Source organism: Paenibacillus sp. FSL R10-2771 (assembly GCF_038000205.1).
GTDB lineage: Bacteria > Bacillota > Bacilli > Paenibacillales > Paenibacillaceae > Paenibacillus_AQ > Paenibacillus_AQ phytohabitans.
On record NZ_JBBOBM010000001.1, the window covers coordinates 1104040 to 1119763 of the forward strand.

7 protein-coding genes are annotated in these 15724 nt (G+C 57.3%); all 7 read left to right on the forward strand.

The annotated features are described in order from the left end of the window. Positions 1 to 113: 113 nt before the first annotated feature. The 7 genes from addB to NSU14_RS04710 all read left to right on the forward strand — a co-directional run bounded on the left by addB (position 114) and on the right by NSU14_RS04710 (position 15386). A complete protein-coding gene (gene addB / locus NSU14_RS04680; protein ID WP_340943203.1) occupies positions 114 to 3698 on the forward strand; it encodes a helicase-exonuclease AddAB subunit AddB in 3585 nt (1194 codons plus the stop codon). Next, positions 3695 to 7885, forward strand: coding sequence for a UvrD-helicase domain-containing protein (locus NSU14_RS04685; protein WP_340943205.1), 4191 nt, complete (start codon positions 3695 to 3697; stop codon positions 7883 to 7885). Before addB ends, NSU14_RS04685 begins: the two co-directional genes overlap by 4 nt. 934 nt (positions 7886 to 8819) lie before the next feature. Continuing rightward, entirely contained in the window at positions 8820 to 10007 is a 1188-nt protein-coding gene (locus NSU14_RS04690) for an exonuclease SbcCD subunit D (protein ID WP_042139437.1), read from the forward strand. Next, positions 10004 to 13648 (forward strand): SMC family ATPase, encoded by a 3645-nt coding sequence (locus tag NSU14_RS04695; protein WP_340943208.1) that lies wholly within the window; start codon positions 10004 to 10006, stop codon positions 13646 to 13648. The genes NSU14_RS04690 and NSU14_RS04695 overlap by 4 nt, the downstream gene beginning before the upstream one ends. 607 nt (positions 13649 to 14255) lie before the next feature. Next, positions 14256 to 14615 carry a histidine triad nucleotide-binding protein gene (locus NSU14_RS04700; RefSeq protein WP_340943210.1) on the forward strand — a complete coding sequence of 120 codons (360 nt, stop codon included), beginning with the start codon at positions 14256 to 14258 and terminating at the stop codon, positions 14613 to 14615. A gap of 138 nt (positions 14616 to 14753) precedes the next feature. Continuing rightward, positions 14754 to 14927: a 30S ribosomal protein S21 gene (gene rpsU / locus NSU14_RS04705; protein WP_005547957.1), complete on the forward strand. Its 174-nt coding sequence runs from the start codon at positions 14754 to 14756 to the stop codon at positions 14925 to 14927. A gap of 15 nt (positions 14928 to 14942) precedes the next feature. Further along, on the forward strand, positions 14943 to 15386 hold the full coding sequence (locus NSU14_RS04710; RefSeq protein WP_039310385.1) for a GatB/YqeY domain-containing protein: 444 nt from the start codon (positions 14943 to 14945) through the stop codon (positions 15384 to 15386). Positions 15387 to 15724: the final 338 nt, after the last annotated feature.

Below are 15724 nucleotides of genomic sequence, written 5' to 3' on the forward strand. Positions count from 1 at the left end.
ATTGGGACGAGATTATTCATAGATTCTGATATTCATCAGGCAATCCGCTTCTGTGTGTGCAGCAGCAGGGCGGCCTGCATTCTAATTCTCCGCCACGGAAGGAGTCTGCTGATATGACGGTTAACTTTTTGATCGGACGCTCGGGCAGCGGCAAGACAACTACAATATGGGAGACGGTATCCTCACGGCTGAAGACAGAGCCGCTTGGAGCGCCGATAATTATACTTGTCCCTGAACAGGGATCATTCGGTGCGGAGCGCGGTCTGTTGGCTGCGGGCAACGTGAAGGGCAGCATCCGCGCCCAGACACTCAGCTTCTCGCGGCTGGCCTACCGGGTGAAGCAGGAGACCGGCGGCAGCGCGAGTCTGCCGATCAGCGAGGAAGGCAAGAAGATGCTGATCTATAAGATCGTCAACCGGCGCAAGGAGGAACTGAAGCTGTTCGGCGCCTCCTCGGACCGGCCAGGATTCGTGGAACGGCTCAGCGACCTGCACACGGAGCTCAAGCGCTGCTGCCTTGGAGCAGGTGACCTCGAAGAACAGCTCGGCAGAATGCGGGATGCCCTGGGAGGAAGTCCGATTCTGGCCGGCAAGCTGGAAGATCTGCACCTGGTCTTCAGTGAGCTGGAGCAGGAAATGTCACAGCTCTACATGGATCAGGAGGACAGGCTGGCTGAGCTGGCTGAGCATATTCAGGATTCCGGCTATATCCGGGGATCCGAGATTTGGGTAGACGGGTTCCACGGGTTTACCAATCAGGAATTCATCGTACTGCGTGAGCTTATGCAATATGCTTCGGGGGTGACCATTGCCCTGACGCTGGACAGGATCTATCCCGCAGGCCAGGCACCGCATGAGCTGGAGCTGTTTCACCCGGCTGCGGTTACGTATATCAAGCTGCGCGGAATGGCCGAGGAGATGGGCCTTACAGTCTGGGATCAGCTTCTGGCGCCGCCAGCACTTCCAAGGTTCAAGGACAGTCCGGCTCTCGCCCATCTGGAGCGTGGATTCCAGCGCCGGCTGCGCTGGAACGGAGCAGCCGGGCAAGCGGAGGAGGCAGTCAGTATCCGGGCTGCGGCCTCCCGCCGGATCGAGGTCGAAGGTGTGCTGCGCGAGATGCTGAGCCTGGCCAGAGATTCAGAGGCCAAGTATGGTGAGATGGCTGTATTCATGCGGAATATGAGTGATTATGAGCCGCTGATTGCTCCGCTGTTCCAGGACTTCGGCGTTCCGTTCTTCCTGGACCAGAAGCTGAATGAGCTGCACCATCCGCTGGTGGAATTCATCCGTTCCGCTCTGGATGTAGTCCGCCGCCGCTGGCGCTATGAGGATGTGTTCCGCTGCGTGAAGACCGAGCTGCTGCTTCCGCTGGACGGAAGTATTACGCGCGCCAATATGGATGAACTGGAGAATTACGTGCTGGCCTGCGGTATTCACGGGTACCGGTGGACTGACGGCCGTTCCTGGAAAGGCATTCCCCGCCTCTCGCTGGAGGGCAGTGAGGCTGTAGATGAAGCCATGCTGGCCAGAATGGAAGCCTGCCGGAGCGCGATCACAGGACCGCTGCAGGCTTTTGAGCAGAGGGTCAAAGCCAGCCGCAGCGGCCTGGAGCTGTGCAGAGCCGTATATCTGCTGCTTGAGGACACAGAGGCGGCGCGCAAGCTGGAACGGATGGGGGCGGAGTCTCTGGAGCAGGGACGCCCGGAAGCTGCCCGTGAGCATAACCAGCTGTGGGGGGCTGTGCTGGATCTGCTCGATCAGATTGCCGAGATGATGGGCAAGGAAAGAATGGAATTTGAACTGTTCGCCGGCGTGCTGGAAACAGGGCTGGCTGAGCTCAAGATGGGGCTAGTCCCGCCTGCCCTTGATCAGGTGCTGGTCGGAACGATGGACCGTACGCGGGTGTCGGGAGTGAAGTATGCCTTCCTGCTGGGCTTCAATGAAGGTGTGGTTCCGGCACAGTTCAAGGAAGACGGGATTTTGTCCGAGGGAGAGCGTCTGCTGCTGGAGAATGCCGGTATGGAGCTGGCTCCCGGCTCATCCCGCAAGCTGCTGGATGAGCGCTTCCTGATCTACAATGCGCTTACAACTGCCAGCAGGAAGCTGTGGATTAGTTACGCATTGGCTGATGATGAAGGCAAAGCGCTGCTGCCCTCGGAGATTATCCGCCAGCTTCAGGGCATGTTCCCTGAAGGGCTGGATGAGAAGTATCTATCAGGATTCCCCCAGGGAGGGGAGGCAGCTGAAGACAGCATGTCTGCACAAACGGAAGCGGTCCACATGAATTTCATCGGCCATCCTGAGCAAACCCTCCGCATGCTGATGCTTCAGCTCCGGCAGTGGCGCCAGGGGGTAGAGATTCCCCGCTTGTGGTGGGATGTCTATAACTGGTTTGCGGCCGATGGACATGCGGACAAACCGGTGAACACACAGGCAGCGGCTGCTGGGCAGGCAGAAGTCTCAATGAAGCTTCAGCTTGAACGGCTGCTGGGCTCGCTGTTCTACCGCAACGAAGGGATCAGGCTGAAGCGGGAGACCAGCCTTCGGCTGTACGGCGGCTCCACACTGCGCGGCAGCGTGTCGCGCATGGAGAAATTTGTGGCCTGCTCCTTCTCTCATTTCGCTTCTTACGGGCTAAGGCTGAAGGAACGCCAGCTCTATAAGCTCCAGGCCCCGGATATCGGGCAGCTGTTCCATGCGGCTCTAAGCCAAATGGCGCAGCGGCTGCAGAAGGAGGGCCGCAGCTGGGGCAGCATGACGGCCGAAGAATGCCGCCGTGAGGCGGGTGAGACGGTAGACCGTCTGTCCCCGCTGCTGCAGGGCGAAATTCTGATGAGCAGCAAACGTTACAGCTATATCTCACGCAAGCTGAAGAATATTGTCGGCCGCGCTTCAGTGATCCTCGGCGAGCATTCGCGCAGAGGGAGCTTCGAGCCGGTCGGGCTGGAGCTGGATTTCGGTCCCGGGAAGGATCTGCCTCCGCTGAGAATTACACTGCCGAACGGCTGCGTAATGGAGGTGGTCGGCCGGATTGACCGTGTGGATATGGCTGAAGGCGAGCAGGGTATTCTGCTGCGGGTCATTGACTACAAATCAAGCCAGAAGGATCTCAAGCTGCACGAGGTCTACTATGGATTGTCGCTGCAAATGCTGACCTATCTTGATGTGCTGCTCACCTATTCCGAGCAATGGCTTGGCCAGGCTGCACTCCCGGCAGGCGCGCTCTATTTCCATGTTCATGATCCGCTGCTAACCTCAGCCAACGGAATGAACCGGGAGCAGGCGGAGCAGGAGCTGATGAAGCGCTTCAAAATGAAGGGTCTGCTGACGGCTGACCGTGAAGTGGTCTCACTGATGGATACCACACTCGACAAAGGCTATTCCTCTATTGTTCCGGTAGCGCTGAAGAGCGACGGCAGCTTCTACAGCAGCGCGTCTGTAGCTACCCCGGAGCAATGGGGTCAGCTGCTGTCTTCAGTGCGGAGCACGATTTCGGATATCGGTACGCGTATTACGGAAGGCGATGTGGCTATTCAGCCTTACCGCATCCAGCAGGAGACTGCCTGTACCTTCTGCTCCTTCCGCCCGGTCTGCCAGTTCGACGAGGCTGTGGAGGGCAATGGCTACAATAATCTGAGTAAGCCTGGCAAAGACGTAATCTGGGATCTGCTGTCCCGCAAAGGAGGAGAAAAATTGTGAGCATACATCCTGTAACGGAAGCGAAGCCGGAAGGGAGTCTGTGGAGTGACGACCAGTGGCGCGCCATTGCCGAGAGCGGCAGCGATATTCTCGTCGCGGCAGCAGCGGGTTCCGGTAAAACTGCGGTACTCGTAGAGCGCATTATCCGCAAAATCAGCAATGAGGAAGCAGGCTTCAGCGTGGACCGGCTGCTGGTAGCGACATTCACCAAGGCTGCAGCCTCCGAGATGCGGCAGCGGATCCGGGAGGCGCTGGAGCGCAAGCTGGAAGAGGACACAAGCGGTGAGAACGAATATCTGCGCCGCCAGCTTGCTCTGCTGGGCAGAGCCTCTATTACTACGCTGCATTCCTTCTGTCTTGAAGTGATCCGCCGGTATTATCAGCTGATTCCGATTGATCCGGGCTTCCGTATACTCAATGAGCATGAAGCGGAAATGATGCGCCAGGAGCTGCTGGAAGAGCTGATGGAGGAGAAATACGGTGAGGTCACTGAAGACGGGGAAGATAGCGTATTTGTCCGGCTTGTGGACTGGTTCAGCGGTGAGCGCAGTGATGACGCCGTGCATTCGCTGATTCAGCGGCTGCATGATTTCGCGCGCAGTCATCCCTGGCCGGCACAGTGGCTGCGGGATACGGCTGCTGATTTCTCACTGCCGGATGCGGAGTCCTTGAGCCATACCCCTTGGGTACAGAGCATTCTCGCTGAAGCCAGGCTGACGCTGGATGGTGCCATCAGCCAGCTGCTGCAGGCCCGCGAGATCGCGCTTCAACCCGGCGGACCGGCTCCTTATGCGGATAACCTGACGGCCGATCTGGATATGGCGCAGGGATTACGGGATGCGGTAGAATCGCAGCCATGGGCTGATCTCTATGATATTTTCATGGAGATTTCATTCGGCAAGCTGAAGCCCTGCAAGAAGGATGCAACCGATCCCGGCCTGCAGGAGAGTGTTAAGGCAATCCGGGATCAAGTGAAGAAGAGCCTGCTGGAGCTGCAAAAATCCTTATTCGGGCGCCCGGCGGAGTCTTTCCTGGGTGAACTCCATGAAGCGGCACCGCTGATGCACGAGCTGGCGGAGACGGTTATCGGGTTCGGTGAACGTTACCGGATGGAGAAGGCGGGCCGGGGGCTGGTGGATTTCAGTGATCTGGAGCATTACTGCCTGCAGATTCTGCGCCATCCGGACTCGGTTCCGGGGCATTCCCTGCCTTCTGATGCCGCGATGGAATACCGCAGCCAGTTCGATGAGGTGCTGCTGGATGAATATCAGGATACCAACAGCGTACAGGAGGAGATCGTCCGGCTGATCTCCCGTGAGTTCCCAGGCAACCGCTTTATGGTCGGGGATATGAAGCAGAGTATCTACCGCTTCCGCCTGGCTGAGCCGGGGTTGTTCCTGGACAAATACCGCAGGTTCAGCGCTGAGCCGTCTGCTGGCGGTAACGGCAGCGGTCTGCTTGCCGGTGAAGCGGATCCCCGGACTGAAGCCAGTCCCGGGCAGAACGATAATGGCGGCGGTTCGGTCATCGATCTGGCCCGCAATTTCCGCAGCCGGCTGGAGGTTGTGAATGCCGTAAATATGGTTTTCCGGCAGATCATGGACAGCAATGTCGCGGAGATAAGCTATGACGAGCGCGCAGAGCTGGTCTATGGAGCCAACTTCCCGGGAGCGGCAGAGAAAGGGCCGGATACTTATTTTGCGCCGGAGCTGCTGCTGATTGATAAGGGGACCTCTGCATCCGGTCAGCCGGAGGAAACCGGGGAGGACGATGAGCTGCCCCAGCAGGAGAATGAGGCAGTAGAGAGTGAGACTGCACAGCTGGAAGCACGGGCCATTGCCCGGCGCATCTCGCAGATGACAGGAATGACCGGCGGGGAACCGCTGCTGATCTATGATAAGTCACTGCGGATCATGCGTCCGGTAGTATACGGTGATATCGTCATCCTGCTGCGTTCCGCCCGTGTGTGGACGCCGCTGATGATTGAAGAGCTGCGGAATGAAGGCATTCCGGCATACGGCGACCAGAACAAGGGGTACTTCCAGGCTACCGAGGTGGAGATCGCCCTCTCGCTGCTGCAGATTGTCGATAATCCCCGCCAGGATATTCCGCTGGCCGGTGTACTGCGCTCGCCGGTGGTGAATCTGCGCGAGGAAGAACTGGCCAAGGTGCGCCTATGCAGCACCGGAACGTTCTATGACGCGCTGGTTGCGGCATCCGAAGCTGGGAATATACCGGGGGACAATCCTCCGGCGATGGGTTCAGCGGGTGCTGCCCTGCGGGTGGAGCAAGGGGGCGATGCAGGCGGTGATTTAACGGCAGAGACTGCTGCCGCGTATGATCTTTTTACAACATCAGAGCAAGAGACTCTGCTTGAAGACAAGGCTGCCGAGACAGAAGCCTCTGCGGCGCTGACGGCTATTCATCCGCAGCTGCGGATGAAGCTGAAGACCTTCCGGGACATGCTGGAGGACTGGAGAAACGCCGCCCGGCAGGGAAGCTTAAGCGAACTAATCTGGCGTATTTACCGGGAAAGCGGATATCTGGAATGGGTTGGCGGACTTCCCGGAGGCTTTCAGCGCCAGAACAACTTGAAGGCATTGTATGACCGGGCCGTTCAGTTCGAGAATGAGACCTCAGCCAGAGGCTTGTTCCGTTTCCTCGTCTTTATCTCACGGCTGAGAGAGAACGGCGGCGATCTGGGCGTTGCCGGGGGCAGCAGCGAGGAGGCTGGAGGTGTCCGGATTATGACGATCCATAAGTCCAAGGGTCTGGAGTTCCCGGTTGTATTCCTGGCAGGCATGGCCAAAATATTCAACCGCCAGGATCTGCATTCCCCGTTCCTGATGCATAAGGAACTCGGCTTCGGTCCCCGCTTCGTGGAGAGGGAGACACGGGTCAGCTACCCGACGCTGCCTTACCTGGCCATCAACCGCCGTTCACGGCTGGAGCTGCTGGCTGAGGAGATGCGCGTGCTCTATGTCGGACTGACCCGTCCGCGCGACAAAATGATCCTGGTAGGCACGGTCCGCGATTTGCCGCGCACAGTATCCGGCTGGACTGCTATGCAAGGCCGGGAGGAGCTGCTCCTGGCAGACCATCTGCTGGCCCGGGGCCGCAGCTATCTGGACTGGGTGGGACCGGCGCTGATCCGCCATCCCGCAGCCGCTATTCTGCGCAAGCTTGCGGGTAGTGAAGGCACGGTATCTACGGTGCTTCACGGCGATGAGTCCAACTGGAGCATATCGGTGCTCGGCGCTGCGGAGCTTGGCTCCGGATCTTTTCTGGCAGCAGACGGTGACAGTGACAAGAACGAAGAACGCCGTATAGCGCTTGATGCGCTCCGTCAGGGCAGGACTGTGCCTTCGCTGGGAACGGCCTCAGCAGGGCAGATTGCGGACAGGCTACAGTGGATCTATCCGTATGCGGCTGCTTCCGGCATTCCCGCCAAAACATCGGTGACCGAGCTGAAGGCACTGCTGTCCATGCAAGACCAGCCCTCCCTTGATTTTCTGGAAGAAACCTATATTCCCGGGGGAAAGAAGACAAGAAGCGGCGGTGCCGGATATGGGGACAGCCTGCATCTGCAGCGCCCGAAATTTATGGAAAAGCGGGGACTTACCCCTGCTGAGCGCGGAACCGCGTATCATACCGTTATGCAGCATATTCCGCTGGATGAACCGGTGGACCGGTCTGTTCTCGAGGCTACACTTGCGCGACTTGAACGGCTAGCCATACTCAGCAAGGAGCAGGCAGACGCGGTTGAACTGGGCGAAGTAGAGGATTTCTGTACTAGTGAACTGGGCCGCAGACTCTTTAAGTCTTCCTGGAAGACCAGAGAGCAGCCTTTCAGCTATAGCGTTCCTGCAGACGAGGCTTACCGGGGGCTGGCATACCTGGACGAAGCGGCAGCGGGACTCCCGGCTGACGGTGCCAGAGGAGCCTTCGATGAGACCGTTCTGATTCAAGGGGTAATCGACTGTCTGTTCCGGGAAGAAGGGCGCCTGATTCTGCTCGATTACAAAACAGATTTCGTCCCGGTGCAAGAGGGCGGGCTCGAATCGCTGACTGAGAAGTACCGCTTCCAGCTGGAGCTGTACAGGAAGGCGCTGCTTGATATTCTGGGCGAGCCGGTCAGCGAGGTCTGGTTGTATTTTTTCGATGGCGGACATGCTGTGAGGCTGTGAGAATAGGGGATTAAGGGGCTAAGAGTGCTAAGAGTGCTAAGAGTGCTAAGAGTGCTAAGAGTGCTAAGAGTGTTAAGAGTGCTAAGAGGCTAAGAGTGCTAAGAGTGCTAAGAGTGCTAAGAGTGCTAAGAGTGCTAAGAGTGCTAAGAGTGCTAAGAGGCTAAGAGTGCTAAGAGACTAACAGACTAACAGACTAAGAGACTTAGGATGCTATTAGACAAGAGGCTAAGGATTCTCATAGACTTAGAGATTTAAGAGAATGAGAGATTTAACATATATAGGTTGAACATGAAAGTATATAGACAGGGGAATGTGGCGCGGAACCATTTTGGAATATAGGAGCGTCAGCGTCTGCCATTGTCTGCGGATTTCCACCGTGAACAGCGAAATATTTCAAGAAATCTGCAGACGGGCAGCGGCCGGAGGGCGAAGTGTTCTCTGGAGTCACGATATAGTTTGAGCTGATAGACTGACGAAGAGTTACTATATAGACAGCGCTTAGACTGTAAACAAACAAGTAACCGGCCACCGCTATTCTGTCACTCGGAATCTTTTGATCTTTATATCTGATTTGTTAGTGGCAGAAAAGAAATGAAAGCCTTACGTTTACGCTGCACAGGAGCAAATGTTGTACGTTATACAACTTGAATTCTTATATTCATAGCTATTCGAAAGATTGTTGTACGAAATACAAGAATTCTCCTTCTAATCCGCTTTGAGAAGCAGAAATGCTGCCTTTTATACAACAATTCTGGATTAGGATCGATATTATGAGGAAAATGTTGTATTTCGTGCAGGATTTCAACAAAATACGCGGATGGTCAACACATATGGAAGATTATCAAAATTTTGCTCTGGCTACAGCAGCAGGAAATCCAAACATCTATATATAAATCTATGATTGCCGCAGACAGGCGGGGAAAAGAGGGCGGATATGCGCATATTGCACACGGGAGACTGGCATCTGGGGCGGACGCTGGAGGGCAGAAGCCGGCAGAAGGAGCAGGAGCAGTTCGTGGATGAGCTGGTGGGGATTGCAGATTCCTCCGGAGCGGATCTGATTCTGATGGCGGGAGATGTCTACGATTCGGTCAATCCACCGGCTGCGGCGGAGCAGCTGTTCTACGAGGCTGCGGCCAGACTGACGGCAGGCGGCAGGCCGCTGGTTGTCATTTCGGGCAATCATGATCAGCCGGAGCGTGTAGCTTCCGTGTCTCCGCTTGTCCGCAGACAGGGGATTACACTGGTAGGGATGCCGACCTCAGAGCCGGTGACGGTGCATGCTGCAAGGACCGGTGAGATTGCCAAAATCGCTGCGCTCCCTTACCCCTCTGAAGCCCGGCTTGGCGAGCTGCTCGCCGGTGACGGCGGAGAGGCTGAGCTGCGGCTGGCTTACAGCGCACGAGTCGGCAGGCTGATGAATCTGCTCGGCCGGGAGTTCTCACCGCAGACCGTCAATCTGGCGATGAGCCATATTTATGTACTGGGCGGGGTGGAGAGCGACTCTGAACGCCCGATCCAGGTTGGCGGTGCCTATACCGTAGATCCTTCGGCGCTCTCCTGCGGTGCACAGTATACGGCACTCGGGCATCTGCACCGGGCCCAGCGGGTCAAGGGCGACGGCATGATCCGCTACAGCGGATCGCCGCTCGCCTACAGCTTCTCAGAGGCGGGGCAGGCAAAATCTGTAGCTCTGATAGACGTTGCGCCCGGCGGGGAGCCGGTCTTCGAAGAAATCTATCTGAGCTGCGGCCGTCCGCTGGTTAATTGGAAGTCAACCGGCGGATTGCAGGAGGTCTACAGCTGGCTGGATGAAGGCAGGGATGCGGGGGCCTTCATCGATCTGGAGCTACGTCTGACGGAAGCGATGTCGATGAACGATATCCAGCGGCTGCGCAAGTCTCGGGAAGGCATTGTACATATCCGTCCGGTTTATCCGCAGATGGAGCAGGAGCTGGAAGAGATGGCACGTTCACGCATGCCTGTGCAGGAATTGTTCCGCAAGTTCTACCAGCGCCAGACGGGCGGTGCGGAACCGGATGACAGCCTGATTGAGCTGTTCCTGGAGCTGGCTGAAGAAGAAAGGCAGGAATCTGCGGATGGGGAGGAGATGCTTAAGTGAAGCCGATACTACTGAAACTATCCGGACTGCAAAGCTATAGAGAGCAGCAGGAAATAGATTTTACCAGTCTTACCGAGACCGGGCTGTTCGGGATCTTTGGTCCGACGGGCAGCGGCAAATCCAGTCTTCTGGATGCGATCACGCTGGCAATGTACGGGAAAGTGGAGCGCGCAGTGAACGGGACTCAAGGCATTATGAACCATTCTGAGGACCAGCTCAGTGTAGCCTTCACCTTCGAGCTGACCTCTTCTTCCGGAGCGCGCCGTTACCGGGTGGAACGCAAATTTAAACGGACCGGTGAGCAATCGGTCAGTAATACGATCAGCCGGTTCATCGAGGTCAAGGATGACGGCGATGTTGTGATGGCCGATAAGCTTGCGGATGTTACCCGCTGTGTGGAAGAGCATATCGGGCTGAAGATGGATGACTTCACCCGGGCGGTGGTGCTGCCGCAGGGCAAATTCGCCGAGTTCCTGTCCCTGCGCGGTGTAGACCGCAGGCAGATGCTTCAGCGGCTGTTTCATCTGGAGCAATACGGGGACGGGCTGGCCCTTAAGCTTAGCCGCCGCGTCAAAGAGAACGAGGCGGCACTGCGAGCGCTGGAGGCCGAGCAGCAGGGACTGGGCAGCGCGGGCAAGGCAGACGTGGAAGCGGCAGCTGTCCGGGTGCAGGAGGCAGTCCGGCATGCGGAGGAATGCCGCAAGCGGCTCACGGAAGCCGCGGCGCGCGCAGAGCGCTTCGCCCGCATCCGCGAGCTGCAGGAGGAGCAAGCCCGCCGGGGGCAGCAGCGGCAGGCTCTACAAGCCCAGGAGGAGCAGATTCTCCTCCTGGAGCAGAAGCTCGGCAAGGCTGACGATGCCGAGAAAAGGCTGCCCGCGCTGAAGGCCTGGCGCAGCGCGGAAGAGGCCTGGAAGAGCCGCCATGCCCGCGCGGAGGGCCTGGAGGCTCTGGCCTCCGCCGCCGGTCAGGAGGCGGCGGTAAAGGCGGAGGCGGAAGCAGCGGCACAGGCCGCGCTTACCGCCGGGGAGCCGGCCCTCCGGCAGGAGGAGGGCCTGTTCCGCCGCGCGCTCGAGCTGGAAGCCGAGCTCGGCGGGCTGCGCCGGGAGCGCGCGGCGCTGCTGGCGCGCCAGGACGAAGCCGCCCGGGGCCTGGCCGCCGGGCGGGAGAGCCTGGCCCGGGAGCGTGAGCTTTTGGCCCGTGGCCAAAAGAAACAGCACGAGCTGCAGCAGAGCCTGCAGCCGCTCGCGGTCCGCTCCCAGGAGCGGCAGTCTCTGCAGGAAGCCATGCAGAGACTGCAAGGGCTGCGTTCTGCCGAGCTCCAGCGGGAGTCGGCAGCCCGCGAGCACCGCGAGCGCGCAGCGGTGCTCGCTGCGGCGCAGGCGCGGCTGGCCGCTGCTTCTTCGCGGCGGCAGGCGCTTGGTGCAGGGCGCGGGGAGCTGCTTGCCGCCGCTGCCCTGCACCAGGAAGAGCTGCTTGCGGCCGAAGGTGCAGCGGGAGCCGCTGCCGGCCGCCTGGAGCAGCACACCAGCGCGCTTGAAGCTGCGCTGAAGGAGCAGGAGGTTCACAGGCTCTCGCTGGCGCTCGCCCGTGAACTCCAGGAGGGTGTGCCCTGCCCGGTGTGCGGCAGCCAGCACCATCCCTCCCCTGCGCTTAATCAGGAGCAGGGGGGACATGAAGAGCTGGACCAACGGCTCCGCCATGTCCGCGTTCTGGCCCGGCAGGCGCTGGAGACGCGCCATTTGTTCCGCAGCCTGCTGGAGCAGGACGGATCATGGCTTGCCCAGCTGGGCGGAGCAGCGTCCGAAGAGGCGATGGAGCAGTCTGCTGCCACTGCTGCCGGCGGCTCTCTTGCAGCTCTCGAGTCCTCAGCCGCCTGCGACTCTCTTGCAGCTCTCGAGTCCTCAGCCGCCTGCGGCTCTCACGCAGCTCTCGAGTCCTCAGCCGCCTGCGACTCTCTTGCAGCTCTCGAGTCCTCAGCCGCCTGCGACTCTCACGCAGCTCTCGAGTCCTCTGCTGCCCGCGGCTCTCACGCAGCTCTTGAGTCCTCTGCTGCCCTTGACTCCCTCGGAGCCCCTGCGTCCGCTGCATCTCTTGCAGCCGCAGACATCCCGGATGAAGCAGCATTATCCGGTTTGAATGCCCGGCTGTCCTCGCTGAAGGCGCGGTCTGGAGAATTGCGGCGTGCAGCCGCAGACTGGCAGCGCTCCATGCAGGAGCTGGAGCAGCTGTATCACAAGGAAACGGCCGGTGCCGAAGCCGAGCAGACCTGGGTGCAGGGACTGGCTGCCAAGGCGGAGGAACTTGCTGCCTCAGCGAATAAGCTTAGGGAAGAATGGAACGGGCTCTTTCCGGAGCTTGCGCCTGAGGAGGCGGAGAAAGCCTATCAGGAGCTGCTCGCCAAGGATGAGCGGGCCGAGGAGATCCGCAGCCGGCTGGAGATCAGCGTCAAGTTCCTGGACGAGAAGAGTCTAGCTGTACAGACGCTGCAGGAGCAGCTGGCCGGACTCGACAAGGAGCTCGCGCAGTGGGACGCCCAGCTTGAAGGCAAAGAAGCGCTCGCGCGTGACAAAGAGCAGCTGCTCCGGGAATGGACCGGCGGACGTCCGCCGGCGGCGCTGCTGGCGGAATGCGAGCGCAGGCTGCTGGAGCTTCAGACTGCGCTTGAACGCAGCCGGCAGGAGCACCGCCAGGCGGCGGACAACGCCCAGCAGCAGACCCGGGAAGCAGCGGTTGCCCGTCAGGCGGCAGAGTCTGCCCATGAGCATTATACGGCAGCCGACTCCCAGTGGAAGGAGGCGCTGCAGTCTTCGGCATTTACTTCAGCCGCTGAGGTTGAAGCTGCGTCGCTGGAGACCTCTGAGCGGGCACAGGCGGCTGAACGGGTGCGGGCTCACCGCGAGGAGGAAGCCGAGTGTGCATTGCAGCTGCGGAGCATAGAGGAGAAGCTGGATGGTGCTGTGCTTAGCGGTGAGGAGTGGCAGGAGAGCCAGGAGTCACTGCAGAAGTGCAGGGAAGAGGATGAGAGTTCACTTCAGGCCCGCGCACGTGCGGAGCGTGATCTGGAGGATCTGCAGCAGCGGCACATCCGCTGGATGGAGCTTGAAGGCCAGCGGGCGGGACATGCTGCTATGCAGGAGCGCTTGTCCAAGCTGCAGACGGTGCTGCGCGGCAACGCCTTTGTGGAATATATAGCGGAAGAACAGCTGATGCAGGTATGTCAGGCTGCCTCACAGCGCCTGCGTTTCCTGAGCAAGCAGCGTTATGCGCTGGAAGTGGACTCCGGCGGAGGTTTTGTCATCCGTGATGACGGGAACGGCGGTATGAAGCGGCCGGTCTCCACGCTTTCCGGCGGAGAGACTTTCCTGACCTCCCTTGCGCTGGCATTAGCCCTGTCAGCCCAGATTCAGCTGCGCGGACAATACCCGCTGCAATTCTTTTTCCTGGATGAGGGCTTCGGTACATTGGACCCGGATCTGCTCGATACCGTGATAACCTCACTGGAAAGATTGCACAATGACCAGCTGTCCGTAGGCATCATCAGCCATGTTCCCGAGCTTCGTGCCCGTCTGCCGCGCAAGCTGATTGTAGTTCCTGCAGAACAGGGCGGCGGGGGTTCAACCATTCTTTTGGAAAAAATGTGAAAGACGGGGTTGAATGTGACAACGATCACAGATACACCTTCAACCCCCTGTTATAATACAGCTAAGCCGACATCATTTGAAACACCTCGGCGGACGTATGACAGGGAATTTGTTCCTTCTCATACGTCCGCCGCCGAAGCAGCTCCTATGAGCTGTGAAGGGTGTTTCTTTTTTTTGTCTTTTTTTGAATGAAAGTTTCTATGCTTTACATCCTCGCTCCACCGCACCAGGATGATGCTGCCTGTTATAATACAGCCTTGTCCTCCTTGTCCTTGTTTCATTTTCTTCTCCCTGAGGCAGCCTTTATGCTTGGACTCCACCTTTCGTTATCGTTTAATTTCCTGTATGATTAGAGCCATAAACTATATTTGTCGCGAAGCGGATCAGGCCGGAATAACCAACAGATTCAGGCTAATGCGCCCCGCCGGCCAAAAGCTGAGCTAATGATTACAGGGCAAGCCCCTGTGAGCGGTGGATTTTTATGAAGTGGAAACGGCCGTGAATACGCCTGTTTTTACAATATAAGGACTGCCGGTGCTACAGATTTTACCGCGGAAAGTGCCGGATGCAAGCTTCTGCATCACAAATTTTGGGGAGGAAGCGTTGTATGGAAACTGTGTTCAGCAAAATTATCGAAGGTTCGATCCCGGCGAGCAAAGTATTCGAAAATGAGCGGATTCTGGCGTTCTACGATATTGAGCCTGCAGCCCCTGTGCATGTGCTGATCATCCCGAAGAAGTTCATCGCTTCGATGAATGATGTCACGCCTGAGGATCTGCCGCTGATCGGCGAGATCCATTCTGTGGCACAGCAAATTGCGGTAGAGCTGGGAATCGCTGATACCGGATACCGGCTAATTAACAACTGCGGACCGGACAGCGGACAAGTGGTGCCTCATCTGCATTATCATCTGCTGGGCGGAGCCAAACTCGGCGCCCTCGTCGGGAATTCTGCTTCCCACGCATAATCAGGAATTCAATAAAACAGACCGGCTAAAAAATAATAACACGAAGGTTGACACCTTATTTAGGTTTGACCTATAATGAAATTTGATGAACCGTGTTGTTATGCTCTTGGACGGTCTGGTCGGAGGGAGGGAAAACTGGTGTCTGAAACGAAAGTTCGCAAAAACGAGACAATTGATGCTGCACTTCGTCGCTTTAAACGTTCCATTGCTAAAGATGGTGTCTTGGCTGAGGTGAAGAAACGCAAGCATTATGAGAAGCCAAGCGTAAAGCGCAAGAAGAAGTCTGAGGCTGCTCGTAAGAGAAAGTTTTAGGAGGATTACCCACGCATGAATCTTAGCGAACGATTAAACGAAGATATGAAGCAAGCGATGAAGAGTAAGGACAAGTTCAGACTCTCCACCATTCGAATGGTTCGTTCTACAATAAAGTATCTTGAAATAGATTTGAAGAGAACATTAGACGACAACGAAGTGCTTGATATCCTTAGTCGTGAAATCAAACAGCGCAAAGATGCCCTCCAAGAATTTGAAGCAGCGGGTCGCGAAGAGCTTGCCGCGAGTACTAAGGCAGAAATCGAGATTATCATTCAATATCTTCCTGAACAGCTTTCCGAAGAAGAAATTAAAGTAATTGTACAGCAGACCATCCAGGAAACCGGTGCTTCTTCGAAAAGTGAAATGGGTAAGGTGATGAGCGCACTGATGCCTAAGGTCAAAGGTCGCGCCGATGGTAAACTCGTGAACCAGGCGGTTCAGCAATTTCTGCAATAATATAACGCTAGCACCCCTTTAATTAGGGGTGTTTTTCGTTATGTGGAGTGTTGCGGACTCCAAGTACCATAGCTTCGAATGCGGCAGTTTATCATAATGAAAATTTATTACCTCTATTAACATAAACCTCTCTAAACCTTTCTATTAACCTCTAGCTTCCCGTATTCCCTCCTCAAACAGTTTTGCAATCCATCAGTGAAGATGATCTTAATAGATACACTTTATCCACTGTTGAAACGCCTGTGCAGAAACTGGCGTACTAAGGATTATATGCTGCGTTTTATTATATGATAAGGATGCAGGTGGTTTTAAATCGTGCAGAGGGGAGGCAGCAAGCT